This is a genomic window from Glutamicibacter sp. JL.03c (assembly GCF_025854375.1).
GTDB lineage: Bacteria > Actinomycetota > Actinomycetes > Actinomycetales > Micrococcaceae > Glutamicibacter.
Genome location: NZ_CP107575.1, coordinates 1,796,224 through 1,820,919, shown reverse-complemented (window position 1 = coordinate 1,820,919; position 24,696 = coordinate 1,796,224). Strand labels below are relative to the sequence as shown.

Here is a 24,696-nt window from a genome sequence, read left to right as displayed (position 1 = left end):
CGTAGCCTCCTATACGTGAGTACAGCTGAGCAGGATCTGACGGGCCGGGCCAGGCTGCGCGATGCGGCCATCGAGGCCTTCGCCGCGCAGGGATTTGGTGTATCCCTGCGGGTGATCGCCACGCGTGCCAAGGTCACCGCGGGACTGGTGCGCCACCACTTCGGGTCCAAGCAGGCGCTGCGGGCAGAATGCGACGCCACGGTGCTCGAGCGCTACCGCCGCCTGAAGGAGGATTCCCTGGTGGCCAGTCCCCAGCAGGTGTTCAGCAACCTGCCCAGCTCCAGAGAGGGCGGGGCGCTGATTCTGTACATTCTGCGCTCGGTGCGCGAGGGAGCGCAGGCGGGGGCGCAGTTCACCGGGCAATTGGTCCAAGAGGCGCTCGTCTTATTGGATCGGGCCGTTTCGCGCGGGCTGATCGTCCCCAGCCGCAATGAGCCGGCGCGGGCACGCTTTCTGGTCCTGCAATCCCTGGGTGCGCTGGTATTGCACTTCGCGCTGAACCCGCCGCGGGATCCTGAAGACTTCGCCACCGTGATGCAGGAATACTATGCGCAAGTCGCCCTGCCAACACTGGAACTCTATTCCGAAGGGCTGTTCACCGACCCGGCCTACCTCAACGAGTACCTGGCCTCCGGTGCAGCCGACGTCCCGCCCGCGGGATCCGCGGGAACTGCCCAACCCCGGTAAGGAGCACGCCATGGCCAACACCAAGCAGGCCATTGAAGTGAGCGGACTGCACAAGAATTTCGGGCGCACCGCCGCCCTGTCAGGATTGGACCTGCGGGTGGACACCGGCCAGGTTGCCGGATTCCTGGGGCCCAACGGCGCGGGAAAATCCACGACCATCCGCATCCTGCTGGGATTGCTGAAGGCCGACGGGGGAACAGCCCGGATGCTCGGCGCCGACCCCTGGGCCGATGCGGTCGCGCTGCATCGCCGCGTGGCCTATGTCCCGGGCGAGGTGAACCTCTGGCCCAACCTCACCGGGGGACAGGCGATCAGTATCCTGTCAAAGCTGCACGGGCAGGTCGATGAACAACGCCGCGGCCAGCTGCTGGAACGTTTCGACCTTGATCCCTCCAAGAAGGCCCGCAGCTATTCCAAGGGCAACCGCCAGAAGGTCGCCCTGGTCGCCGCGCTGTCCTCGCGGGCGGAGCTGCTGCTGCTCGATGAGCCGACCTCGGGGCTGGACCCGCTGATGGAGCAGGTCTTCACCTCCTGCATCCGCGAAGCCGCCGCGGAGGGGCGCAGCGTGCTGCTCTCCAGCCACATCTTCGCCGAAGTGGAAAAGCTCTGCGATACCGTGACCATCATCCGTGACGGGCAGACCGTTGAGGCCGGCCGCCTCTCCGAGATGCGCCACCTGCAGCGCACCGAAGTCACCGTTGAAGTCTCGGGCGCCGCGGCCAGCCTCGCGGCAGTCGAGGGCATCGAGGATTTCAGCCTTTCGGGCTCCAAGGCAAGCTTCAGCGTCGGCCCGGAGCAGCTGCCTGGCGTCCTTGCGGCCTTGGCGCAGTATTCGCCGCGCAATCTGGTCAGCACCCCGCCATCGCTGGAGGACCTGTTCCTGCGCCACTACTCGGACCAGGTGCCAGCACCGGCGGGTGCCCGGGGAGGTGGGGTGCGATGACTACGGGTACCGCCCATGGGCGCCATGCAGCGGCAGAACGCCTGGGGCAACCGGCCACCTCGGCCCGCGGCACCAGCACGCTGGCCGGCGTCGGGATAGCAGTGAGGTTCATCCTTCGACGCAACTGGCTGCGCCTGGGCCTCTGGGCACTGGTGCTGGCATCGATGATTCCGATGGTCTACGACTCCCAGCAACAGGCTTTCCCCACGCAGCAAGCGCGCGATGCCTACGCCCAGGTGGCCAACACCCCGGCCGTGGCTGCCATGACCGGCCTGCCCTATGCCGCGGGATCGCTGGGAGGCATCCTGGTCATCAAGATCTGGATGACGCTGGCTGTGGCATTGGCCTTCGCCGTGGTCTTCCTGGTCACCCGCAATGGCCGCGCCGATGAGGAAGCAGGGCGCACCGAATTGCTGCGCGCCACGGCACTGGGACGCCACGCCTACCCGAGCGCGAACTATCTGGTCTCCGCAGGACTGAGCCTGCTGACCGGGGTGCTCATCAGCCTGTTGTGCCTGGCGGTTGCGCTGCCGGTGGCCGGCAGCTGGATCATGGGTGCCTCGATCGCCGGCGCCGGCCTGGCCTTCACCGGATTGGCGGCCATCTGCGGCCAGCTCGCCTCGACCAGCCGCGGAGCGAACTCGCTGGCGGTGGCGCTGATCGGCCTGTTCTACTTCATCCGAGCGGGAGCCGATCTGCAGGCCGAGGGCAACGCCCCCAGCGCGCTGAGCTGGTTCTCGCCCATCGGCTGGGCGCAGAACATGCGCGCCTACGGCGAGGACAACTGGTGGCCACTGCTGGCCTTGGCTGTCCTGGGCGCTGCCGGGTGCCTCGTGGCATTGCGCATCGGCAGCTCGCGGGATCTGGGCTCGGGCATTTTGCCCGAACGCCGGTCAGCAGCCTCTGCCGGCCCCTTCACCACGACGGCGCTGGGACTGGCGCTGCGTCTGCAGCGATCTTCGCTGATCGGCTGGTTCATCGGCGCCGCCGTGTCCGGGCTGTTCTTCGGCTCTGTCGCACGATCCATGGGCACACTGCTGGATCCCGAGAATCCCTTCGCCCGCAATTTTGTCGGCTCCGGGCACAGCATGCTCGACGGGGTGCTTGGCATCTTCGTGGCGTTCAATGCTTTGCTGGCCGCAGCCTTTGCCATCCAGTGCCTGGGCGCGGCGCGCAGCGAGGAGGAGAGCGGCCGGCTCGAGCAGCAGCTTGCCGGGGCCTTGTCCCGCGGCTGGTGGCTCGGCGTCCACCTGCTGATCGCGGTGCTTGGCTCGGGGCTGATGCTGCTGCTTGCCGGAGCCCTGACCGGGGCAACCTCCCAAGGAGCAGGGGATCCAGGGCAGCTAGCCGGTGCCTGCCTCGCATTCTGGCCGGCAGTGCTGTCGATGCTGGGCCTGCAGCTGCTGGCCTTCGGCTTCCTTCCGCGCCTCACCACAGCGATCACCTGGTCCGTCTATGGGCTCTCGGCGATGGCGGCCATGTTCGGCGGGCTGTTCTCGCTGCCGCAAGAGGCCATTCGCTTGACCCCCTTCGGCGCCATCGCGCGCGTCCCGGCCGAGGAATTGAGCTGGACCCCGCTCGTGCTGCTCGTGCTGATATCGCTGGCGCTTGCGGCGGCCGGCATGGCCCGGTTCAACCGCAGAGACGTCCTGGGCGCATAGCTGCCGAGCGTGGGCATCGCAGCAAGACCGCAACAGCGCTGCGCTTGGCGCGTGCCGGGAATCCACGAACCGGCATTGTGCCCTCGGCTAGGGGAACCGGGCGGCGCACCCTTATTTTGCAAAAACGTGAGCTGATAAGGTGCTATGCAAATCTCAGAATGTTACGCTGATATCGGTAACCGGTGGAGAAGTCTACTATCGTAATAATATTACGACACACCCGAGGTAATAAAGTGGGCAGATCCTACGATTATTGAGTACTTTCCGCCGCCGATCGGCTCTGTAGCTACACAGGCCGGGAAATTTGGCGGCAGTTTTGCTTTGCCGAAAGGAATCAGCTCTCCCATGTCTAACACTCAGAACTCCGTCGTCGGTTCGGACCGCGTCAAGCGCGGCATGGCCGAAATGCTCAAGGGCGGCGTCATCATGGATGTGGTCACTCCCGAGCAGGCCCGCATCGCTGAAGATGCCGGTGCCGTAGCAGTCATGGCTCTGGAGCGTGTTCCTGCAGATATTCGTGCCCAGGGCGGCGTATCGCGCATGAGCGACCCGGACATGATCGATGGCATCATTAGCGAGGTCTCCATCCCGGTCATGGCCAAGGCCCGCATCGGCCACTTCGTCGAGGCGCAGATCCTGCAGTCCCTGGGCGTGGACTACATCGACGAGTCCGAGGTGCTCTCCCCAGCTGACTACGAGAACCACATCGACAAGTGGCCATTCACCGTGCCATTCGTCTGCGGCGCCACCAACCTGGGCGAAGCCCTGCGCCGCATCAATGAGGGCGCAGCCATGATCCGCTCCAAGGGCGAAGCGGGAACCGGCGATGTCTCGAACGCCACCGGGCACATGCGCAAGATCCGCGCCGAGATCGCCAAGCTCGCTGCCCTTCCAGAAGACGAGCTGTACGTTGCCGCCAAGGAATTGCAGGCACCATACGAGTTGGTCAAGGAAATCGCGCACACCGGCAAGCTGCCAGTAGTGCTGTTCACCGCGGGTGGCATCGCCACCCCGGCCGATGCTGCGATGATGATGCAGCTGGGCGCCGACGGCGTGTTCGTCGGCTCGGGCATCTTCAAGTCCGGCAACCCGGTGCAGCGCGCCGAAGCCATCGTGAAGGCCACCACCTTCTTCGACAACCCGGACGAGCTGGCCAAGATCTCCCGCGGCCTGGGCGAAGCCATGGTCGGTATCAATGTCGCCGACGTGCCAGTACCTCACCGCCTGGCAGAGCGCGGCTGGTAAATATCAAAGTGGACTACTAGCTCTCCACGGGTTGAGTAGCTAGCGGCACTCACGCAAATGCCCCGTCTGGACTGACGGGGCATTTGCGCGTCCAGGTCCAGCGATGGCCCGCTTCAATGGTGAATCATTTGGGTTCACATTGGTCACGCGAGGACTCGAGCGGACTCAAATCCGAAACCAATCTCAATACCTCATTCAGGCGCACGACGCAGAAGGCCAAAGTATTTCATCTATGAAATGTTTGGTTGACCAGTGACCTTCCAGATCTATGATTGAGCATGTTCCAACTTTTGGGGTGTCAACGTCGAGATGGAAACAGCAACGCCAAAGTTGCTTGCCAGGAGGTCAACATGAGCACAACCGCCGCAACCCGCCTGCATGTCACTAAGCTGGGCGAGCACATCGGTGCACGCATTGATGGACTGGATCTTACCGGGGCACTAAGTCCGGATACCGTCAGCGCTATTCGCGAAGCCTTGAATGAACACAAGGCATTGGTATTCAGCCAGTCAGGAATTATCAGCGAGGAACAGCAAGAAATATTCGCTGCGCACTTTGGTCCGCTGACTACAGCTCACCCAAGGTGACCTTCGAAGAGCAAGTGAAGAAAACCGTGTTGCCTGTGGATAGCGAGCAGTCCATTGCCAATCAATGGCACACGGACGTCACCTTCATTGTTAAACCTCCCCAGATTTCCACCCTCCGCGCGGTGACGCTGCCACCTTATAGAGGGGAAACGCTTATCGCCAATGCGGGCGCCGCCTAGCGGAGCCTGCCCAAAGAGCTTCAAGCGCTGGCAGAGACGTTGTGGGCGGAGCACTTTAATGACTCGGACTATGTCAGGCCCCGAACAGTTAATACGGACAAGGAGAAGGAATACCAAGAGGCCTTCGTCTCCGAAAAATATCGCACGATCCATCCGGTGGTCCGTGTGCACCCGCTGACTGGGCAGAGAGGGCTCTTCATCGGCACTTTCGCTCGGCATGTGAAGATCGTCGGTGTTTCCCCGTCTGAATCCGCCGACTTGCTGCGCCTGTTGCAAAACCACGTCACCAAGCCGGAGCACGTTCTCCGGGTCGCCTGGGAACCAGGACAGCTGGTACTGTTCGACAACCGGATCACCCAGCACTACGCAGTGGACAACTACAACCGCGCTCCGCGGAAGCTCAAGCGCATCACCGTCGCCGGTGATGTTCCGCGCAGCGTCAATGGCAAAACCAGTTACTCGGTGCTGGGAGATGCCTCGCAATACTCGCCCATCGTCGAACTGGACTAGTGGCCTCGGCCCCTGGGCAACACCTGCCATCGCCGAGCCGAGGTGTGGCAAACTGAGGTGCATGAGCGAGATCATTTTTGACGCGGCGGTCAGTCTCAACGGTTTCCTGGCCGACGAAAACCATAGCCTGCAATGGCTTTTCGACGTGCCTGGAGCTCACGAGCCAGACCCGGCCCTGCTCCCGCAAAACGTGGGCGTCCACGTTGAAGGCGCTCACACCTATATGTGGATGGTCGAGAACGAGAACCTTGTCGCAAATCCGCAGAAATGGCAGGAATACTATCCCGGCGTGACCACATACGTGTTCACGACCCGAAATCTGCCGATTCCTGACGGAGCTGATGTGCGGCTGGTCAACGGATCCGTGCAAGAAATCCTCCCCGAAATCCGTGATGTCGCGGGGGAAAAGAACATCTGGGTGCTCGGCGGTGGCGAACTGCTTGGACAATTCTTCGATATCGACGCAATCGATACGCTCGCGCTAACGGTTGCTCCGGCGGCACTATCTGGCGGGGCATCGCTCTTGCCGCGAACGATCGGCAGCGAACGTTTGGAACTCTCGGAGGCAAGGCAAGCCGGGCCATTCGCGCGTCTCGTATATCGCGTCAAGCGCGATGAATGAAACCGCAAAAAAGGGATCGGGCCACAGGATATTTCCTGCGGCCCGATCGTGTCGTTGAAACGGCTGGCGAGTACTACGCCCAGGAGCGAAGAACCATATGGCGTCCTCGACCAAGCAGCTTCAGCCCATTGGCAGTGAAGAAATCGGCACTGGATGGAGTCGCCGCGGCCAAGAGCTCAATGGCCACTTCTTCATCTGGTGGAGACAGCGGGTTGATCATCGATCGGGAAAGGCCTTGGAGCAATGCGGTGCCAACGCCGTGGCGGCGGTGCTGCTTGCCGACAGCCAGCGAATGAACCATGAGCTGCCCGCCCAGACCTTGCTGTGCGAAGCCTCGACCAACAATTTCTCCTTCGTCGGTTCGGGCCAGAGCATGTTCCACTCGACGCAAGGCTGGATGCCCGCTGGACAACTGGCTGCTCAGGTCTCGCCAGAGGTTGGTCACGTTCAGTTCGGCGGCATCGGCGCCGGTGGCTTCCGGCACGTTATTGCCCAACCGGATTTTTCCGGGCCATCGATCCACCGGGATCGCCAACGGGCCAGCGTGCCACGATACCTGCGCGTTGTCGGAGAACCCTGCAGCCTTCAACTCTGCCGAGTCGGCGCCTGAGTTCACCCATGCTTCAACGCGTCTGGCTCCCAAACGATGGCCCTCAGCCAAGGCCGGGCGCAGACCAGCTTGTTCCGCGTTCTCGGGGAACAGCAGGATCAGCCGCTTGCGCACCGGCTGCCAGGCCCATGAGCATCCATGCGTGGTAAAAATCTTTCCACCGGTGGCCACGGCCAGTGCCTGGTGCCAGTGGCTCAGTGCATCCTGTGCGGAGGCAATCGTCGTCATTATTCTGCGTTCACCAATCCTCGACGGCGCAGCAGCGGTTCTACCCGTGCGGTGCGGCCGCGGAATAATTCGTAGGACTCTAGGGGATCGCGCGTATTCCCGCGCGACAGCAGCTCCTCACGGAACCGAGTACCATTTTCGCGCATGAGGCCCCCATTTTCCTCGAACCACTGCACAGTGTCGGCATCGAGCACCTCGCTCCAGATGTATGAGTAGTAGCCAGCGGAATACCCGTTGGCGAAAATGTGCTGGAAATAACCGGTCCGATAGCGTGGCGGAATCATCTCGGCATCAAAGCCGGCGTCAGCTAGGACCTGCTGCTCGAACGCTACAGGATCATCAATGACCGTGTTCACGCTGATGGTGTGCCAAGCCCAGTCCAGAACGCTCGCTGCCAGATACTCGGTCGTGGCAAACCCCTGGCCCCACAGTCCCGCTGCACGGATCCTGGCAATGGTTTCATCATCGAGTTGCTCTCCGGACTGGTGATGCACGGCATAGCCGGGCAGCACCTGCTCATCCAGCACCCACATCTCGTTGACCTGCGAGGGGAACTCGACAAAATCCCGGGGGACCGAGGTGCCCGAGAGCGAAGCGTACTTCCCGTTGGAGAACATGCCATGCAGGGCGTGGCCGAACTCGTGGAAGAGCGTATTGGTCTCGTCCAGGGTGAGCAAAACCCTGTCTCCAGGGGCAGGAGCCGAAATGTTCAAGGTGTTGGTGACAATCGGACGTTCATTGAAATAGGAAGCGGCATCACGGAGGCTGGTCATCCAGGCGCCACCCTTCTTCGTCTCGCGGGCCAGATAGTCGCCGGTGTAGAGCGCCAGCGGGGTGCCGTCGGCATCAAAGACTTCAAAGACCCGAACTTGCTCGTGATAGGTGGGCAGGTCAAAACGCTCGACGAAGGTGATCCCGTAGAGCTTGGTAGCGGTGGCAAATACACCATCGATCAGTACTCGGTCCAGTTCGAAATAATTGCGCAATGACTCGGAGTCCACGGCATACTGTTCACGCAAAACCTGGTTGGAGTAGTACTTCCAATCCCACGCCTGCACTTCGTGGCCGGCAATGCTGCCCAGCACCTCAGCTTCCTTGCGAGCGTTGGCGGTGGCCGCCTTGGTCAATTCCGCGAGGCGTTGTTCAACTGCCGCGGTCGATGGCGCTGTCGCTTGGGCCAGCACCGTTTCAGCGTGGTTTGCAAAACCCAGCAGGGCTGCACGTTCGGCACGTAGCTTCGCCATATCTGCGGCCAGCTGGAGCGTGGGGTTTTCGGAGATCCCGCGTGTGATGGATGCGGCAAATACCTTGCGCCGCGCTTCGCCTCTGGTCAAGGACTCCAGAACCGGCTGCTGCGTCGGGGAGACCAATGGCAGAAGGTATCCTGCCGCATGGCCGGCCTGCTTTGCCGCCTGCGCTGCGGATTCGAGGGCCTGTGGTGACAGGCCGTCCAGCTCGCCAGCCGAGTCGAAGTGGACTGCATGGGCGTTTTGGTTTTCCAGTACGCGATTGGAGAACTCGCTGGAGAGCTCGGAAAGCTGTGCGTTGAGCTGCTTCAGCTGCTGCTTCTGGGCTTCATCCAGATCAGCGCCGGCCAGCCTGAATGCTTTGAGCGTTTGCTCGGCCAGGCGCGCGTCTTCACCAGCTAATCCCGAACAATCTGCGGCTTGTAAACGCGAATACAAGGCCTGGTTTAGGTAGATCTCGTCTTCTTGTGCGCTGAAGATCGATGACATCTCTGTCTGGATGGCCCTGATCGGTTCGGTTCCGTGGGCGGATAGGACGCTGAAATAGGTCATCATCGAACGGCGCAGCACCTGCCCGCTGGCTTCTAGCGCCAGGAAGGTATTGGCAAAGTCGGGTGCACTTTGCTCTTCGATGATGCGCTGCAATTCGGCGCGCTGTTGTGCGGCGCCGAGTTTGGCCGCTTCCAAATAGTGTTCGGCAGTGAGTTCGTCGAATGCCGGCCATTGATAGGGGTTGGCGCTGGGCGCCAGGAGCGGATTTTGCATAAGCATAGGTTTTCACAGGCAACGTGATTTAGCTTGCATTTACACCCCTGAGAGCTTGCTGGGATAGGGTCTAGGCATGCACTCACGTTTGCCTCTGGCCTGCCGTTCCTTGACCGCCGGCGTACTGCTTTCGGCACTGCTGGCAGGGTGCTCGGCAAGCGTCGAGCCGGACGAAGCACCCCGCCCTTCCAAGCCCGCGCTGGCAAGCACCCCTGCTCCCGAGTCCAGTGCAACCAGCGAGCCGAAGGAGTTTTCGCTCATGGTGACCGGGGATGTCTTGTTGCATCCTCCGCTGCTCGAGCAGGCTCGCAGCGCTGCCAAGTCCGGCAACGGGAAGGACTACGATTTTTCTGCTTTGCTTGCGGGCCTGAAACCCTATGCGAACGACGCAGATGCCGCCCTATGCAATCTCGAAACCCCCATCGGCACGTCACCGTACTCCGGCTATCCCCGGTTCACCGTCCCTGCGCAGATTCTCTCCGATCTCAAATCCATCGGCTATGACGGCTGCACCACTGCCACCAACCACACGGTCGACGCCGGAACCAGCGGGGTGAACAGGACCCTGGACGCGCTGGAGGAGCAGGAGCTGTTTGCCACCGGGTCGTACCGCAGCAAGAAAGAAGCGCAGGAACCGCCGATCATGCAGATCGACGGCATCAAGCTCGGCGTGATTGCCAGTACGTTCTCGCTCAATGGCCTGCCGGAGGCCGCCGACTGGCAGGTTGATACCGGAGTCGACGCGCAAAAGCTGATACAGCGCGGAAAATCGGCCCGCCAGGATGGTGCTGACGTTGTGGTGGCCGCAATTCACGATGGCACTGAATATTCGAACAGGCCAACTGCCCAACAGCGCAAACTGGGCCGGGAGCTGGCCGAATCTGGAGTCTTCGACTTCATCTACATGCACCACACGCATTCGGCGCTGCCAATCGAAAAACACGATGGCACCTGGATCGTCTACGGGCTGGGAAATTCGGTGGCCAAGCATGCGACAAAAACCATCTTGAACCGAGAAGGAATCAGCGTCAAGGCAACGTTCAGCCACGATGAGAAGTCGGGTGACTGGAAAGTTTCACAACTTCAATGGGTGCCGCATATGCTCTCGCAATCACCGGTGGCATGGTGCCAGGTATTCGAAGCATCGGCTTGCTTGCCCGAAGCCGATGCCAAGGCATCACTACCTCGGACGACGGCCACCGTAAATGCCTACGGCGCATTCGATGATGGCCTGGAGGACTGGAAAATCGAATAAGCTAGCGTGCCGGCCAGGGCGCCCACGCGCCATCCACGGGAATGACCGCACGGGCCCATGCAAGCTGCGCGGGAGAAATTTCGTCGAGTCCTGTCGCTTGTTGACAGGAACCTAGCTCCTCCACGTTGAATTGATGGGTCATCCGGCCGTTCTCCAGATCCAGGACTTCAACAAAAGAGCCGGAGAGGACCGCTCCCACTTGTGCCTCAAGCTCGTCGAGCAGATCCGGGACAGATTCATCGCAGGCATCGCAACCGCAGTGGGGCATGGCTGCCTGGAATAATGCGCCGAATCGAAGCTGCACCCCGGGAAACCTGGTGAAAACCAGGCCCATGGGTGCACAACGCGAATCTTCCGGAAACAATCTCACTGAGCGCACCAACTCGTCACTAGGTACCCGCAATTGGGCCGCTAGGCCGGGGTCTTCGAAACACCGCACCTTGTAGAATTCGCAGATCCATTCCACGAGCGCCTCAGCCACAACTTGCACAGGGGAGAAGCGCTGCGGATGCGCTGTTACCGAGTAGGTTTCCGCTGGTGGCTGGTCGTCCCATCGCTGCCCATAGCCAATAGGTGCGCCACTGTCATCTGTGTAGGCATTGTGGGTTATCTTTGGACGCTGGTACCCCTGAAGCATGCTCAACTTTCTCATCGGAATTTCCGTATTTTCAGAGTACCTGTTTAGTCACTTCCGCGGATTGAATCGATCCGGCGCTTTTCCCTGCTCGATGGCTCCCAGGGTTCTTTTCTGCAGCCCAATGTGGCAATAGCCAGCACGGAACAGTCCTCATGTCGCCTGATGCTGGCGGGGTGACTTGAAAATCGCGACCAGGGAAAACACGACACACCGAGCAACAAAATCAACTGCTACGACGCTCGGTACTAACGTTGATTCGGCGCGCAATGCGCCATGAACCCCGCGAACCATGAAGGTCACACCCATGCCGAAAATTGGCGTCCTCGCTCTCCAGGGCGATTTCCGCGAACATCTTGCTTCCCTGCAACGTCTGGGACAGGAAACTCTTGCTGTACGTTCACCAGAAGACCTCGCAGCAGTCGACGCCCTGGTCATCCCCGGGGGAGAGTCCTCGGTTATCGACCGGCTATCCCGGAATTATTCTCTGGCAGAACCCATCAAGCGGCGTATCGCAGATGGCATGCCAGCCTATGGTTCCTGCGCCGGGATGATCATGCTCGCAGACCGGATTGAAAACCCCGCGGTCTCCAGCACTGGTGCCATCCAGCAGAGCTTTGGCGGCATGGACATGACCGTTCGACGCAATGCGTTTGGCCGCCAGGTGGACTCTTTTGAATTCCAGTTGGACTTTCTAGGGAAGAACCTCGAAGCGGTGTTCATTCGCGCTCCAGAAGCGGTGCAGGTTGGCCCCGATGTCCAAGTGATCAGCACGGTTCCAGCCGAAGGCGATGGCGAACAGGGTAGAATTGTTGCAGTACGTCAGGGAAATTTGTTGGCAACCAGCTTTCACCCGGAAGTCACCGGCAGCACGGCGATCCACGAATTTTTCATCCAACTCACGCGAGGAGACGCTTAAAGCATGTCAGGCCACTCCAAATGGGCAACCACCAAGCACAAGAAGGCTGCGATCGACGCCAAGCGCGCCAAAGCCTTCGCCAAATTCATTAAGGGCATCGAAGTTGCAGCACGTGCCGGCGGCGCCGACTTGTCCGGCAACCCGGCGCTGGAACTTGCTGTCAGCAAGGCCAAGAAGAACTCTGTGCCGGTGAACAACATCGACCGCGCCATCAAGCGTGGCGCCGGCCTGACCGGTGAGGTCGTTGACTACACCGAAATCATCTACGAAGCACGCGGCCCACAGGGCTCGGCTCTGCTGATTGAATGCCTTACCGACAACAAGAACCGTGCAGCCTCCGAAGTTCGCGTGGGCATCACCCGCAACGGCGGCACTGTCGCCGACCCGGGCTCGGTGGCCTACCTGTTCAACCGCCAGGGCGTTGTCCGTTTGCCGAAGGGCGAACTGACCGAAGACGATCTGCTGATGACCGTGCTGGATGCCGGCGCCGACGAGATCCTGGACGAGGACGATAGCTTCGCCATCGTTTCGGACCCATCTGACCTGCGCGCAGTTGCCGCCGCGCTGGACGAGGCAGAGATCTCCTACGAGTCCGATGAAATGGAATTCCTGCCTTCGATGAAGGTGGAGCTGGACGTTGATGGCGCCCGCAAGTTCCTCAAGCTCTTCGACGCGCTGGAAGAACTTGACGACGTGCAGAACGTCTACACCAACGCCGATCTGTCCGACGAGGTTCGCGCCGCGCTGGACGAAGAGCAGTAAAGGCTTGTCCCTTCGCGTAGTCGGCGTCGACCCCGGACTGACCCGTTGTGGTCTTGCCGTGGTCGACGTCGCTGCAAACAGGCAAGTATCGCTGGTCGACGTCACCGTCGCCGGCACCCCGCCGGGCACTCCATTGGATGCCCGGCTTCTGAAGATCGCCAATGCCATCGACGCATGGCTCGATGAGCACAAGCCCGATGTCCTGGCGCTCGAACGCGTCTTCGCTTCGGCCAACGTTTCGACAGTGATCGGCACGGCCCAGGTCACGGGTGTCGTCATCACCGCAGCGGCCCGTCGCGGAATCCCCGTGGCACTGCATACCCCCACCGAGGTGAAAGCCGCGGTGACCGGCTCCGGCCAGGCCACGAAAGCCGCCATTGGAAAAATGGTCGCGAAGATCTGCCGGCTCGATGAGCCTCCGAAACCCGCCGACGCGGCAGACGCCGTCGCTTTGGCAATCGCGCACGGTTGGCGTGGAGCGGCCTCCGGGTCCAACGCTTCGGCTTCAGCCGCTGGTGCCTCTGGCTCCTCCCAGCTCACCGGTGCGCAGCAAGCATGGATCGCGGCCGAGGCCTCGGCCAAACGGAGAGCAGTTCGCCGGTAGGCAATACGACCCACCGGTGCAGCGCACACGTCGCGATTCGTAGGTATCTTCGATAAACTGGGTTCGATCGAACATATATCCCAAGGAGTGGCATGATCAGCTCATTGACCGGCACCGTTCAAGCGGTGACCCTCAACACGGCAGTTATTGACGTCAACGGCTTCGGCATGCTGGTTAATGCCACCCCTGGAACCCTTTCGACCTTGCACGCAGGACGGGATTCCACCGTATTCACCTCGATGGTGGTGCGCGAAGATTCCATGACTCTGTTCGGATTCGCCAGCGCTGATGAACGTGATGTCTTCGAAGTCCTGATCTCCGTTTCGGGCATCGGCCCTCGCACCGGACTGGCTATCCTGGCGGTTCACAGCCCGGAAGAAGTCCGCATTGCGGCCAACACCAAGGACACCGCCGCCTTTACCAAGGTTTCGGGTATCGGCCCCAAGGGCGCGAGCCGGATCGTGCTTGAATTGAACGGAAAACTCGTTCCAACCGGCGCTGCCGCGACGCCGGTACCCGGCGCCGAGACGGCCAGCGTCTGGGAGCCGCAGGTGATCGAGGCACTCACCGGTCTGGGGTGGAGCGAAAAGGACGCAACCAGCACGCTCAAGTCGCTCTCCAAGGCAGAACCGGAAATTGTTTCCGGGGGCAATGTCGCCGAAATCTTGCGCGCCGCGCTGCGCAGCATGTCCAGCGGGACCCGAGCCTAAGCGGACTTCGAGAGGATCTTTACGATGAATGATTCCACTGGGCTGACCAATGCCGGCAGCGAACCTGAGGAGCGGGTTCTAGAGGCGGCCTTGCGCCCCCGCAACCTCGACGACTTCGTCGGGCAGTCGCGCGTCAGGCAGCAACTCTCGCTAGTGCTCGAAGCCGCCAAAATCCGTGAACGCACCGCAGATCACGTGCTGCTATCGGGGCCTCCGGGCCTCGGCAAAACCACGCTTTCGATGATTATCGCCGCGGAAATGAACGCGCCATTGCGCATTTCCTCGGGCCCTGCCATTCAGCATGCCGGCGATCTTGCCGCCATTCTTTCCTCATTGACCGAGGGCGAAGTCCTCTTCTTGGACGAGATCCATCGAATGTCGCGCCCCGCCGAAGAAATGCTGTACATGGCGATGGAAGATTTCCGCGTTGATATTGTTGTCGGCAAGGGCGCCGGTGCGACAGCGATTCCCCTGGAACTGCCACCCTTTACCCTAGTCGGCGCCACCACTCGCGCAGGCCTATTGCCCGGTCCGTTGCGCGACCGTTTCGGCTTCACCGGACACCTCGAATTCTATGCAGTCAAAGAGCTTGAACTGGTGCTGCGCCGCTCAGCGATGATGCTGGATCTCAGCGTCACTTCAGCGGCATTCACCGAGATCGCCGGCCGCTCACGGGGAACACCTCGTATTGCCAACCGTTTGCTGCGCCGCGTGCGCGACTGGGCGCTGGTGCATAAGCTCGAAGAAATCGACCACAAGGCAGCCGCTGCAGCACTGGATATGTATGAAGTGGACGCGCGAGGCCTAGACCGGTTGGACCGCGGAGTCCTGGAAGCCCTGTGCACGAAATTCGGCGGGGGACCGGTAGGACTGTCCACCCTGGCCATCGCCGTCGGCGAGGAAACAGAAACTGTTGAAACCGTTGCCGAACCGTATTTGGTCCGTGAAGGATTGATGGGCCGCACGCCGCGAGGGCGTATCGCAATGCCCGGCGCTTGGGAGCATCTAGGCCTGGCAATGCCCAAGGATGCGATTTTCGCCAGCGCGCAAAGCTATGAATCCGATGAGGATTAGGCAAGCAATACTTCACTGCCCGCGTAAATGGTCTGCCGGCTGACTGTAAGCCATTAGACTAAAGACGCCTGACCTCTACCCGTTTACGGGTCTGGGAGGGCGTCTTTGCTGTTAATTCCCATCCGTGGGCGCATCGGCAACCTAGAACTTTTGATTCAAACTCGACAACTCGTTAGCAGGTAAATACGTGAATTCCCTCGTAATCGCTCAGGCCGCCGGCGGCGGTGGCTTCAACCCTTCGCTCATCTTGATGGTGGCCTTGTTCGCAGTGCTGATCTTCATGATGTTCCGTGGCCGCAAGAAGCAGGCCGCACAGCAGGAGAAGCTGAAGAACAACACCGTGCCAGGCGCCAAGGTGATGACCAACTCGGGCATCTTCGGCACCGTGGTGGGCGTTGACGCCGAGGACCGCGTACAGGTAGAGGTCGCTAACGGCGTTGTACTGACCCTGCATCGCCAAGCAATTTCCACGTTCCTGGATGACCAGCCAGCGGCTGCGGCAGCACAGCAGCCAGCCGAGTCCAGCGATGTTGCTGAAACCCCAGACGAGTCCCTGCGTCGCCTCAACGACGAGGGCAAGGACGAGCGCAACTCCTAAGTTCCGGGTAGTAGGCGGTGGTTAGAAACTACAGCCACCAACACGAGAAAGCACATTAGATGTCATCAATCAGACCTGTAAAGCAGGCGCGCAAGGCGTTGCTGTGGTTGCTGATCGTCTTCATCATCGCAACCGGCGTGCTGGTGGCTGGTGCAGCGACCGGTAAAACCGGGTGGGGACCAAAGCTGGCCCTCGACCTTGAAGGCGGCACCGAGATGATTCTGGCCCCACGGGTCCAGGGTGATCAGGAAATTAACCAGGAACAACTGGACCAGGCGGTAGAAATCATTCGCCAGCGCGTGGATGGCTCCGGCGTATCCGAAGCTGAAATCACAACGCAGTCCGGACGCAACGTGGTTGTTTCCATGCCCGGTACTCCGGACCAGGCCACCCGCGACCTGATCCAGGCCTCAGCTGCCATGGAATTCCGTCCGGTACTCGTTTCGGGTTCTTATGAAGCGACTCCCAAGGACCAGCGAACTGCCAAGGCTGATCTTCCCAAGCCAAACGGTGAGCCGAAGAACGCTTCGGACACGAATTGGGTGACCGCAGATCTTTACCAGAAATTCGAAGCCTTCGACTGCACCAATGACGAAGACAAGAAGAGCAGTGAAGACGCTGATCCAGCGAAGCCCATGATCTCCTGCGATGCGAAGGTGGGCGTCAAGTACATCCTTGGGCCTCAGGAAATTCCGGGCGACCAGATCTCTGACGCCTACGCGCAGCTGGCCCGTGGAGTTAACGGTTCGGTCACTGGCGAGTGGGTTGTTGTCATCGAATTCAACCAGCAGGGCACCAAAACCTTTGCTGACACCACCCAGCGCCTTGTGGCCCTACAGGGAGCGCAGAACCAGTTCGCCATTGTGCTTGACGGTCAGATTATTTCTGCGCCTACTACCAATGCTGTAGTATCTGACGGCCGCCCGCAAATTCAGGGTGGCTTCACTCAGGAAACCTCGCAGGCACTGGCTGAACAGCTGAAATACGGCGCCTTGCCGATCAGCTTCGATATCCAGTCTGAGCGCCAGGTTTCAGCAACGCTCGGCGCTGACCAGCTGACTGCCGGTTTGATTGCCGGCATTATCGGCTTGGGCTTGGTGTTCGTGTACTCGCTGTTCCAGTACCGTGCACTGGGCATCGTGACCATTGCTTCGCTGCTCGTCTCCGGTGTCTTGACCTACCTTGCGTTGGTCTTGCTCGGTTGGGGCATGAACTATCGACTTTCCTTGGCCGGTGTCGCCGGTCTGATTGTGGCTATCGGCCTGATTGCCGACTCGTTCATCGTGTACTTCGAACGTGTCCGAGACGAATTGCGTGAAGGCCGACCATTGGCCAGCGCAGTCGACATCGGCTGGGGCCGTGCCAAGCGCACCATCCTGGCGTCAAAGGCCGTGAACGTCCTAGCTGCAGTGGTGCTGTACATCGTCGCCGTGGGTAACGTGCGTGGCTTCGCCTTCACCTTGGGCTTGACCGCAATCATCGACCTTGTCGTGGTGTACGGTCTGACGCACCCAACGCTGGTCCTGCTGGCTCGAACCAAGTTCTTTGCCGACGGACACCGCTTCTCCGGTTTGGACCCATCGCTTTTGGGCGTCGAGCCACTGTACAAGGGCGCCGGCCAGATCCGTCGCTTCGGCGAAAACGTGGAAGCGAATCGAGGCAAGAAGAATGCCAAGGCTTCAGGCGAGGCAGCCAAGCGCATGACTATTGCCGAGCGTCGCCGCGCAGAGGCAGCTCAGTCGAGGCAGCGCGGCGCTGCAGAGACGAACGCTCAGGAGGAGAACAATGAATAAGCTAGTGACTTGGGGCAACGAGCTCTACACCGGCAAGCGTTCCTACCCGTTCACCTCCAAGCACCGTCTGTGGTTTGCCATCGCAGGCGTGCTGGTGATCCTGTCGATCCTCGTACCAGTGGTCAAGGGCGGCTTCAACCTGGGCATCGACTTCCGCGGCGGTTCGGAATTCACCGTCTCGGACGTCAAGAGCACCAACATCAAAATTGGTGAAGATGCAGTGACCTCGGTGGCTTCGGGCGCCGAGGCAACCGTCACCAACATCGCTCCGAACACCATGCGTGTCCAGACAGAGCGCTTGAGCGACGACGAGACCCTGGCCATCGCAGCCTCGCTGGCTGATGGATACCAGGTATCGAGCGACGAAGTTACGAGCAACTTCATCGGCCCTACGTGGGGCCAGGACGTTTCCCGCCAGGCGCTGCTGGGCTTGTGCGCGTTCGTCGTTCTGGTTGGTTTGCTGATGGCCGCCTACTTCCGCACCTGGAAGATGTCGTTGGCTGCCATCGTCGGCCTGCTGGTCGTGATCATCGTGACCGCCGGTATCTACTCGATTACCGGTTTCGAAATCACTCCAAGTGCCATCATTGGCTTCCTGACGATTCTGAGTTATTCACTCTACGACACCGTCGTGGTCTTCGATAAGATTCGTGAAAACACTAAGGACTTCACCAAGCAGTCGAAGCGCACCTTTGAACAGTTGGTGAACCTCGCGGTCAACCAGACCCTGGTCCGCTCGATCAACACCTCAGTGGTCGCCGTGCTGCCGGTAGCATCGATTCTCTTCATCGGTTCCTACATGCTCGGTGCCGGTACGCTCAAGGATCTTTCCCTGGCCCTGTTCGTCGGCATTATCATCTCGGCATTGTCCACCCTGTTCGTTCAAGCGCCGATGTACCAATGGTTGCGCCGCAACGATTCGGACGTCGTTGAACACACGAAGAAAATGGGAGTAGCGTAGCTACGACCTAGCCGGCAAGAAGGCACTTCCAGCACCTGCTGGAGGTGCCTTCTTGCAAGAGCGTGAAGCGGTGTAATTAGTTGTCACCGGCCGAACGTGCTATAACGAATGAACTAAACAACGTGTTTTTTGGTGCAAGGTCGTGGATGGACCCACGGCTGAAAACTACCACCGGGTAACGTCGCGATAGCTCGCACATGCCAGTGACGTTAGGTGGCAATGGGGAAGGAGCGGGGCATGGCCAATACGCCAAACCTGAACAATTCGAAACGACGCTCAATTTCCCGTTTAGTGCGTTTTGCTGGTCGCGGGAATACCCCGAGCACCTCGCCGACACTTGAGCCGTTGCTTCGCACCGTCAAGTCCAAGCATCCGCGCGCGGATTTGGATTTGCTCGTGCACGCCTACGAAGTGGCTGAAAAGTACCATGATGGCCAAAAGCGCAAGAGCGGTGATCCATACATCACGCACCCCGTCGCCGTGGCCACCATTTTGGCAGAGATGGGAATGACCGGCGCGATTCTCGCCGCAGCGCTGTTGCACGACACGGTTGAAGATACCGAGTACTCGCTTGAATCGGTCAAGAAAGAATTCTCGGAAGAAATCGCCATGCTCGTTGATGGCGTGACCAAGCTCGACAAAGTCACCTACGGCGAAGCCGCCCCAGCTGAAACCGTGCGCAAGATGGTTGTCGCAATGTCTCGTGACATTCGAGTCCTGCTCATCAAGCTTGCTGACCGCCTCCACAACGCCCGCACCTGGCGCTACGTTTCCGCGGAGTCTTCATCGCGCAAGGCCAAAGAGACGCTCGAAATCTTTGCCCCACTGGCTCATCGCCTCGGCATGAATACCGTGAAGTGGGAACTCGAGGATCTTTCCTTCGCAGCCTTGCACCCAAAGGTCTACCAAGAGATTGTCCGCATGGTGGGGGATCGCACCCCTGAACGCGAAAAGTACCTGTCGTCCATCCGCCAGACGTTGTCCGGCGACCTCGGAAACGTCGATATCCACGCCACCGTTTCCGGGCGCCCCAAGCACTACTACTCGATTTATCAGAAGATGATTGTTCGAGGCAAAGACTTCGACGACATCCATGACTTGATGGGTGTGCGCATCCTGGTCGACACAGTCAAAGATTGTTATGGCGCGCTGGGCGTCGTCCACGCTGAATGGAACCCGCTGCCTAACCGCTTCAAGGACTACATCGCGATCCCGAAGCTCAACCTCTACCAGTCCCTGCACACCACGGTGATGGGGCCCGAGGGCAAGCCGGTAGAAATCCAGATCCGCACCCATGATATGCACGTTCGTGCCGAGTACGGTGTGGCCGCGCACTTCCAGTACAAGCACGGCCAAAACGCCAACTCCATGCTCTCGCCAGAGCAGAACATGGACTGGCTGCGTTCACTGATGGAGTGGCAGGCGGATACCACCGACTCCGAAGAGTTCCTCGATGGCCTGCGGTATACGATCAGCTCGGCCGAGGTCTATGTCTTCACTCCAAAAGGCGACATCATGTCGCTGCCGGTGGGCGCAACACCTGTCGATTTTGCCTACGCGATCCACACCGATGTTGGCCACCGCACTATTGGCAGCCGCGTCAACGGCAAGCTCGTGCCACTGCATACCGAGCTCAAACAGGGCGATGTCGTTGAGGTGTTCACCTCGAAGGCCGAAGGCGCAGGGCCATCCCAGGACTGGCAGAACTTCGTCAAGTCGCCGAGGGCCAAAGCAAAGATCCGCGGCTACTTCTCCAAGGAACGCCGCGAAGAAGCCATCGAAAAGGGCAAGGAGCTCCTCACCAAGGAGCTTCGACGCAATCACCTTCCGCTGCAGAAGCTGATGACCCACGACCTGCTCGCTGCCGTGGCCAATGAGCTGCATCATACGGATATCTCCGCCTTGTACCAGTCGGTTGGCGACGGGCATACCAGCGCGCAGAATGTCATCGAGCACCTGACGGCCCTCATTGGCCCTCCAGAGGCCGAACAGGTCGATGAGGAAGCCGTAGTCCGCCCGAACGCTCCGAGCCCCACTACGGGCAATGACGCGGGTGTGATTGTCGAAGGTGTTGGCGACGTCCTGGTGAAGCTGGCTCGGTGTTGCACCCCGGTGCCACCCGATGAGATCCAGGGCTTTGTCACTCGAGGTGCTGGTGTCTCGGTGCACCGCTCAGATTGCCTGAACCTCACGCAGCTTTCCAATGAGCCTGACCGCCTGGTCAATGTCACCTGGGCCGCCAAGCATCATGGCGTATTCCTCGTGGAGATCCAGGTTGAAGCGCTGGACCGCAAATCGCTGCTTTCCGATGTCACCCGGATCCTGTCCGAGAGCCACTTGAATATTCTTTCGGCCACGGTGCAGACCAGCAAGGACCGCGTGGCGCTCTCGCGCTTCTCCTTCGAAATGGGCGATCCGAAATTCCTGAGCCACGTGCTCAATCAGGTGCGCCGCATCGATGGCGTGTACGACGTGTACCGCACTACTGCCGGTTCACGCCGTTAAGAGCAACTGCTGAGGAAGCTCATGCGGCCTGCGCCATGTCGTCGAATGAGTCGATGAGGCGCAGGGCACGGGATCTTTCCGGAGATTTCTCATAGGTATTCAGGTTCTGCCTGATAGAGATGAGATTCAGATAGGGATCGTTCAGGGAGATTGCATTTTCCAGGACGCGGCTTGCTATCGGTAGCGGGTCGAAGCGGGCGCAGTCGCAGACGCTGCGCAACGCTGATGTCACCTTGACCCGGCTGCGGAAAACCATCTGCGTCTCCGGCACCACGGCCTGCATGAATTCAGCCCTAAGGCCGAAGCCCGGTTCAAACGGGCGATGATAGGCATCGGTGTAGATGCAGATCGTGAAAACTTCGGGCAATAGCCCATGGACCCATGCAGCGGTTTGCCTCGCTAGAACGGTACGCGAATTCAATTCCCGTCCACACACGAAAGCGGCAATTCGCGCGCGCAGCGACGCGGTGATCTGAATCTGGCCGGGGAGAAAGCAATCTCCAAGCACTTCGCGCAGCAGTCCATTCGACACCATTGCCTGCAACTCATTGCGGCTGAACATTTGGCCGGCGATCCAGAGGTCCTCAGGAATGCGCAACGCGACGGCGCCTGGCCCGGTAGCCTGGTAATTTTTCGATTCCATGTGGCTACTGAACCAGCAAGCGCCGTCGCGTTGACGGTGTGCTGGCGATCTGTGGATTACTTACTGGAAGTCGGCTGCCGACTTTTCCAGGGTGTTCAGCCACATGCGGCGTGCATCCAGAGCCTCCTGGGCAGCTGCGATCTGCTTCGCATTGCCCTTGGCCTGGGCTGCTGCAAGGTCATCTTCCAACGCTGCGATCGTGTCCTGCAGCTGGCTGAGCATCGAGTTCGAACGAGCCTTGGTCTCCGGGTTGGACCGGCGCCACTGCTCGTCTTCCGCGCCCTTGACCGCGTCTTCGACCTGGCGCAGTGCCGATTCGATGCGCTGCAAGTCGTTGCGCGGCACCTTGCCGGCAGCTTCCCAGCGATCGCGGATGGAATCCAGCTTGGCCTTGGCCGTGGCAAGATCCTTGATCGGCAGCAGAGCGCGGGCCTCCTCGAGCAAGGCCTCCTTCACGACAAGGTTCTGCGCGTATTCCTCGTCGATCTTGGCGTTCTCCGCGGCACGTGCCTGGAAGAAGACATCCTGGGCCGCGCGGAAACGGCTCCAGAGCTGGTCGTCATCCTTGCGCGAAGCGCGGCGCGACTTCTTCCATTCGTCCATGAGCTTGCGGTACTCGGCAGCGGTAGCGGCCCAGTCCGTGGAGCTCTGCAGCGCTTCGGCACGAGCGATCAATTCTTCCTTCACGGCTTTGGCCGATGCATTGGTCGAATCAAGCTGCGAGAAGTAGGCGCGGCGATGGCGGTCGAAGGTGGTGCGAGCGGCGCGGAACCGCTTCCACAGTGCGTCTTCGGTGGCACGTGGCAGGCGAACCGAGGAACGCTGGGAGGCCTTCCACTGCTCGAACAGCTCATTCATGGAAGCCGAAGCGGTCTTCCACTGGATCTGCTCGGGGCGCTTGGCCGCCATGGCCTCGGCCTGCTCGACGATCGATTCGCGAGCGGCCAGTTGTTCGGCACGGGCCTCATCGTGGGCCTTGCGCTGTTCGGCGTTCAGGCTCTCGACGGCAACGCGGGCATTTTCAAGACGGGTTTCCAGGGCCGGGATGTCGCCGACCATGTGTCGCTCTGCGACGGTGGCCGACAGTGCCTGGACGGCCTTGCCCAGTTCGCCAGCCGGAGCCTTGGCCACGACACGCTGCTCGAGCAGCATCAGCTGCGAGAGCGCATCGTCATATTTGCGCACGAAGTAGCCCAGGGCTTCTTCCTGCGAGGCATCTGGGTACTGGCCCACTGGGAATTCGGCGCCATCGATAATCACGAAGACATGGCCGTCCTCGGTGACACGGGCGAATTTTGCCGCTTCATCGAGGGGAGTGGTGTGTGCGACGCTGGGCGCTACAACCGGTTTTGCGGCAGGCTTCTGCGCCTGCGGCAAAGGGGTCTTCTGGCTGTCGTCGGATTGCTGACTGCTGGTCACCGCTGAAACTCTTTCACTTTACGAGCACTTGCTATAGGCAACTCTACCTGTGACCTCCGTTTCTTAGTAAGCCGACGTGCACAGGTTTCTTGCAAAACAGGCTTAAGATGGTGTGGTAGACCAAATTGCACTAAGGAGTTTCATGGCACGCAAGGCCTCACTATCAGGTTTCCCCGAATGGCTTCCCGCCGAACGGGCTGTCGAACAGCACGTGCTGGACACCTTGCGTCAGGTATTCGAGCTTCATGGATTCGCCAATATCGAGACCCGTGCCGTGGAAACCCGCGCGCAATTGCTGCGCAAGGGGGAAATCGACAAGGAAGTCTACGGGCTCTCCCGCCTAGCCGCCGAGGATGACAAGAACGATCCGAACGCCCTGGCACTGCACTTCGATCTGACGGTGCCCTTCGCACGCTACGTGGTGGAGAACGCCGGCCACCTCGCCTTCCCGTTCCGCCGCTACCAGATGCAGAAGGTCTGGCGCGGCGAACGCCCGCAGGATGGCCGTTTCCGCGAGTTCACCCAGGCGGACATCGACGTGGTGGGCGATGGCACCCTGCCGTTCAGCTACGACGTCGAATTGGCGCTGACCATTGCCGATGCCCTGTCCGCATTGCCGATCGGCGACTTCCGCCTGCGCGTGAACAACCGCAAGCTGGCCGAGGGCTTCTACCGTGGCTTGGGCCTTGATGACCCGGACGCGGTGCTGCGCGCTATCGACAAGCTGGAGAAGATCGGCGATGAAGCTGTCGCCAAGATCCTGGTTGAGGAAGTCGGCGCGACGCGCGAACAGGCCGATGCGGCCTTGGCGCTGGCGAAGATCCGCACCCTGGATACTTCCTTCGTCGAACAGGTCCGCGCCCTGGGTGTAACCCATGAACTGCTGGATACCGGCCTCGATGAGCTCTCCCAGGTGATCGATGCCGCCTCCAAGCGTGCTCCGGGCAAGGTCATGGCCGACCTGTCCATCGCCCGCGGCCTTGACTACTACACCGGCACCGTGTACGAAACCGTCCTGGTGGGCCATGAGTCCCTGGGATCCATCTGCTCCGGCGGCCGCTACGAATCGCTGGCCTCCAAGGGCAAGAAGAATTACCCGGGCGTGGGCTTGTCCATCGGGGTGACCCGACTGATTTCCCGCATCCTCGCCGAAGAGGTTGTCACCGCCAGCCGCAGCGTGCCATCGGTGGTATACGTCACGCTGGCCACTGACGAGTCCTGGCACGAAGCCCAGGATGTCGCGTCCAAGCTGCGCGAGCGAGGCGTCGCGTGCGAAGTGGCGGCCAGCGCGGAGAAGTTCGGCAAGCAGATCAAATTCGCTGATCGCCGGGGAATTCCATTTGTCTGGTTCACCCACGCCGATGGCACCCACGAGGTCAAGGACATCCGCTCCGGCGAGCAAGTTGCGGCCGATCCGCAGTCCTGGATGCCTGCGGCCGAAGACCTTAAGATCGCCATCAGCTAACGCTTTGGGCTTGGCTGCCCGCAACGGCACCCCTCGAGGGTGCACTAAACTTCATGGGGAGAAACTTTCC

The 24,696-nt window shown here is 60.5% G+C and carries 22 protein-coding genes and 1 pseudogene; 18 read left to right on the top strand and 5 right to left on the bottom strand.

The annotated features are described in order from the left end of the window. Positions 1 to 15: 15 nt before the first annotated feature. From OF385_RS08365 to OF385_RS08335, 7 genes and pseudogenes are all read left to right on the top strand, one after another. Entirely contained in the window at positions 16 to 687 is a 672-nt protein-coding gene (locus OF385_RS08365; protein ID WP_264274982.1) for a TetR/AcrR family transcriptional regulator, read from the top strand. 10 nt (positions 688 to 697) lie between these two features. Then, complete coding sequence (locus OF385_RS08360) at positions 698 to 1,630, top strand: ATP-binding cassette domain-containing protein (protein WP_264274981.1); 933 nt, start codon at positions 698 to 700, stop codon at positions 1,628 to 1,630. Then, positions 1,627 to 3,291: an ABC transporter permease gene (locus tag OF385_RS08355; RefSeq protein ID WP_264274980.1), complete on the top strand. Its 1,665-nt coding sequence runs from the start codon at positions 1,627 to 1,629 to the stop codon at positions 3,289 to 3,291. The genes OF385_RS08360 and OF385_RS08355 overlap by 4 nt, the downstream gene beginning before the upstream one ends. A 345-nt stretch (positions 3,292 to 3,636) precedes the next feature. Then, positions 3,637 to 4,536: a pyridoxal 5'-phosphate synthase lyase subunit PdxS gene (gene pdxS / locus OF385_RS08350; RefSeq protein WP_264274979.1), complete on the top strand. Its 900-nt coding sequence runs from the start codon at positions 3,637 to 3,639 to the stop codon at positions 4,534 to 4,536. 350 nt (positions 4,537 to 4,886) lie between these two features. After that, complete coding sequence (locus OF385_RS08345; protein ID WP_264274978.1) at positions 4,887 to 5,123, top strand: TauD/TfdA dioxygenase family protein; 237 nt, start codon at positions 4,887 to 4,889, stop codon at positions 5,121 to 5,123. Beyond that, positions 5,120 to 5,812, top strand: a pseudogene (locus OF385_RS08340) (TauD/TfdA dioxygenase family protein). Before OF385_RS08345 ends, OF385_RS08340 begins: the two are co-directional and overlap by 4 nt. A 61-nt stretch (positions 5,813 to 5,873) precedes the next feature. After that, positions 5,874 to 6,434 (top strand): dihydrofolate reductase family protein, encoded by a 561-nt coding sequence (locus OF385_RS08335; RefSeq protein ID WP_264274977.1) that lies wholly within the window; start codon positions 5,874 to 5,876, stop codon positions 6,432 to 6,434. 73 nt (positions 6,435 to 6,507) lie between these two features. On the opposite strand, the gene OF385_RS08330 is transcribed toward OF385_RS08335, so the two are convergent. Continuing rightward, positions 6,508 to 7,272 carry a GNAT family N-acetyltransferase gene (locus tag OF385_RS08330; protein ID WP_264274976.1) on the bottom strand — a complete coding sequence of 255 codons (765 nt, stop codon included), beginning with the start codon at positions 7,270 to 7,272 and terminating at the stop codon, positions 6,508 to 6,510. Then, positions 7,272 to 9,284, bottom strand: a complete 2,013-nt coding sequence (locus tag OF385_RS08325; protein WP_264274975.1) for a M3 family metallopeptidase — start codon at positions 9,282 to 9,284, stop codon at positions 7,272 to 7,274. Before OF385_RS08325 ends, OF385_RS08330 begins: the two co-directional genes overlap by 1 nt. A 76-nt stretch (positions 9,285 to 9,360) precedes the next feature. Here OF385_RS08325 and OF385_RS08320 point away from each other — a divergent pair, with 76 nt between their 5' ends. Further along, complete coding sequence (locus OF385_RS08320; RefSeq protein WP_264274974.1) at positions 9,361 to 10,539, top strand: CapA family protein; 1,179 nt, start codon at positions 9,361 to 9,363, stop codon at positions 10,537 to 10,539. A gap of 1 nt (position 10,540) precedes the next feature. Here the strand turns inward: OF385_RS08320 and OF385_RS08315 are convergent, their stop codons facing one another. Then, the gene (locus OF385_RS08315) at positions 10,541 to 11,176 is read right to left on the bottom strand and encodes a DUF6226 family protein (RefSeq protein ID WP_264274973.1); all 636 of its coding nucleotides are present in this window, start codon (positions 11,174 to 11,176) and stop codon (positions 10,541 to 10,543) included. A 304-nt stretch (positions 11,177 to 11,480) separates the two neighbouring features. Between OF385_RS08315 and pdxT the strand changes: the two genes are divergently transcribed. From pdxT to OF385_RS08270, 9 genes are all read left to right on the top strand, one after another. Further along, positions 11,481 to 12,092, top strand: coding sequence for a pyridoxal 5'-phosphate synthase glutaminase subunit PdxT (pdxT, locus tag OF385_RS08310; protein WP_264274972.1), 612 nt, complete (start codon positions 11,481 to 11,483; stop codon positions 12,090 to 12,092). Positions 12,093 to 12,095: 3 nt separating this feature from the next. Further along, entirely contained in the window at positions 12,096 to 12,854 is a 759-nt protein-coding gene (locus OF385_RS08305; protein WP_264274971.1) for a YebC/PmpR family DNA-binding transcriptional regulator, read from the top strand. Between the two features lie 4 nt (positions 12,855 to 12,858). Beyond that, entirely contained in the window at positions 12,859 to 13,458 is a 600-nt protein-coding gene (ruvC, locus tag OF385_RS08300; protein WP_255164406.1) for a crossover junction endodeoxyribonuclease RuvC, read from the top strand. A 92-nt stretch (positions 13,459 to 13,550) separates the two neighbouring features. Continuing rightward, positions 13,551 to 14,168 (top strand): Holliday junction branch migration protein RuvA, encoded by a 618-nt coding sequence (gene ruvA / locus OF385_RS08295; RefSeq protein WP_264274970.1) that lies wholly within the window; start codon positions 13,551 to 13,553, stop codon positions 14,166 to 14,168. A gap of 24 nt (positions 14,169 to 14,192) precedes the next feature. Continuing rightward, positions 14,193 to 15,242, top strand: a complete 1,050-nt coding sequence (gene ruvB, locus OF385_RS08290; protein WP_022875214.1) for a Holliday junction branch migration DNA helicase RuvB — start codon at positions 14,193 to 14,195, stop codon at positions 15,240 to 15,242. Between the two features lie 187 nt (positions 15,243 to 15,429). After that, positions 15,430 to 15,840: a preprotein translocase subunit YajC gene (gene yajC / locus OF385_RS08285; RefSeq protein ID WP_264274969.1), complete on the top strand. Its 411-nt coding sequence runs from the start codon at positions 15,430 to 15,432 to the stop codon at positions 15,838 to 15,840. Between the two features lie 59 nt (positions 15,841 to 15,899). Beyond that, positions 15,900 to 17,633, top strand: coding sequence for a protein translocase subunit SecD (secD, locus tag OF385_RS08280; RefSeq protein ID WP_264274968.1), 1,734 nt, complete (start codon positions 15,900 to 15,902; stop codon positions 17,631 to 17,633). Then, entirely contained in the window at positions 17,626 to 18,594 is a 969-nt protein-coding gene (gene secF, locus OF385_RS08275) for a protein translocase subunit SecF (RefSeq protein ID WP_264274967.1), read from the top strand. Before secD ends, secF begins: the two co-directional genes overlap by 8 nt. 237 nt (positions 18,595 to 18,831) lie before the next feature. Continuing rightward, positions 18,832 to 21,099, top strand: a complete 2,268-nt coding sequence (locus tag OF385_RS08270; protein ID WP_264274966.1) for a RelA/SpoT family protein — start codon at positions 18,832 to 18,834, stop codon at positions 21,097 to 21,099. A 19-nt stretch (positions 21,100 to 21,118) separates the two neighbouring features. Here the strand turns inward: OF385_RS08270 and OF385_RS08265 are convergent, their stop codons facing one another. Continuing rightward, positions 21,119 to 21,742, bottom strand: a complete 624-nt coding sequence (locus OF385_RS08265) for a hypothetical protein (protein WP_264274965.1) — start codon at positions 21,740 to 21,742, stop codon at positions 21,119 to 21,121. Between the two features lie 60 nt (positions 21,743 to 21,802). Continuing rightward, positions 21,803 to 23,161, bottom strand: coding sequence for a DUF349 domain-containing protein (locus OF385_RS08260; protein WP_264274964.1), 1,359 nt, complete (start codon positions 23,159 to 23,161; stop codon positions 21,803 to 21,805). Positions 23,162 to 23,303: 142 nt separating this feature from the next. Between OF385_RS08260 and hisS the strand changes: the two genes are divergently transcribed. Next, positions 23,304 to 24,626 carry a histidine--tRNA ligase gene (hisS, locus tag OF385_RS08255; RefSeq protein ID WP_264274963.1) on the top strand — a complete coding sequence of 441 codons (1,323 nt, stop codon included), beginning with the start codon at positions 23,304 to 23,306 and terminating at the stop codon, positions 24,624 to 24,626. Positions 24,627 to 24,696: the final 70 nt, after the last annotated feature.

What these genes read in the sequence shown, in the direction of transcription:
- OF385_RS08360 (WP_264274981.1), top strand. Translation starts at nt 698, where the DNA reads ATGGCCAACACCAAGCAGGCCATTGAAGTGAGCGGACTGCACAAGAAT.
- OF385_RS08355 (WP_264274980.1), top strand. Translation starts at nt 1,627, where the DNA reads ATGACTACGGGTACCGCCCATGGGCGCCATGCAGCGGCAGAACGCCTG.
- pdxS (WP_264274979.1), top strand. Translation starts at nt 3,637, where the DNA reads ATGTCTAACACTCAGAACTCCGTCGTCGGTTCGGACCGCGTCAAGCGC.
- OF385_RS08345 (WP_264274978.1), top strand. Translation starts at nt 4,887, where the DNA reads ATGAGCACAACCGCCGCAACCCGCCTGCATGTCACTAAGCTGGGCGAG.
- OF385_RS08335 (WP_264274977.1), top strand. Translation starts at nt 5,874, where the DNA reads ATGAGCGAGATCATTTTTGACGCGGCGGTCAGTCTCAACGGTTTCCTG.
- OF385_RS08330 (WP_264274976.1), bottom strand. Translation starts at nt 7,272, where the DNA reads ATGACGACGATTGCCTCCGCACAGGATGCACTGAGCCACTGGCACCAG.
- OF385_RS08325 (WP_264274975.1), bottom strand. Translation starts at nt 9,284, where the DNA reads ATGCAAAATCCGCTCCTGGCGCCCAGCGCCAACCCCTATCAATGGCCG.
- OF385_RS08320 (WP_264274974.1), top strand. Translation starts at nt 9,361, where the DNA reads ATGCACTCACGTTTGCCTCTGGCCTGCCGTTCCTTGACCGCCGGCGTA.
- OF385_RS08315 (WP_264274973.1), bottom strand. Translation starts at nt 11,176, where the DNA reads ATGCTTCAGGGGTACCAGCGTCCAAAGATAACCCACAATGCCTACACA.
- pdxT (WP_264274972.1), top strand. Translation starts at nt 11,481, where the DNA reads ATGCCGAAAATTGGCGTCCTCGCTCTCCAGGGCGATTTCCGCGAACAT.
- OF385_RS08305 (WP_264274971.1), top strand. Translation starts at nt 12,096, where the DNA reads ATGTCAGGCCACTCCAAATGGGCAACCACCAAGCACAAGAAGGCTGCG.
- ruvA (WP_264274970.1), top strand. Translation starts at nt 13,551, where the DNA reads ATGATCAGCTCATTGACCGGCACCGTTCAAGCGGTGACCCTCAACACG.
- ruvB (WP_022875214.1), top strand. Translation starts at nt 14,193, where the DNA reads ATGAATGATTCCACTGGGCTGACCAATGCCGGCAGCGAACCTGAGGAG.
- secD (WP_264274968.1), top strand. Translation starts at nt 15,900, where the DNA reads ATGTCATCAATCAGACCTGTAAAGCAGGCGCGCAAGGCGTTGCTGTGG.
- secF (WP_264274967.1), top strand. Translation starts at nt 17,626, where the DNA reads ATGAATAAGCTAGTGACTTGGGGCAACGAGCTCTACACCGGCAAGCGT.
- OF385_RS08270 (WP_264274966.1), top strand. Translation starts at nt 18,832, where the DNA reads ATGGCCAATACGCCAAACCTGAACAATTCGAAACGACGCTCAATTTCC.
- OF385_RS08265 (WP_264274965.1), bottom strand. Translation starts at nt 21,742, where the DNA reads ATGGAATCGAAAAATTACCAGGCTACCGGGCCAGGCGCCGTCGCGTTG.
- hisS (WP_264274963.1), top strand. Translation starts at nt 23,304, where the DNA reads ATGGCACGCAAGGCCTCACTATCAGGTTTCCCCGAATGGCTTCCCGCC.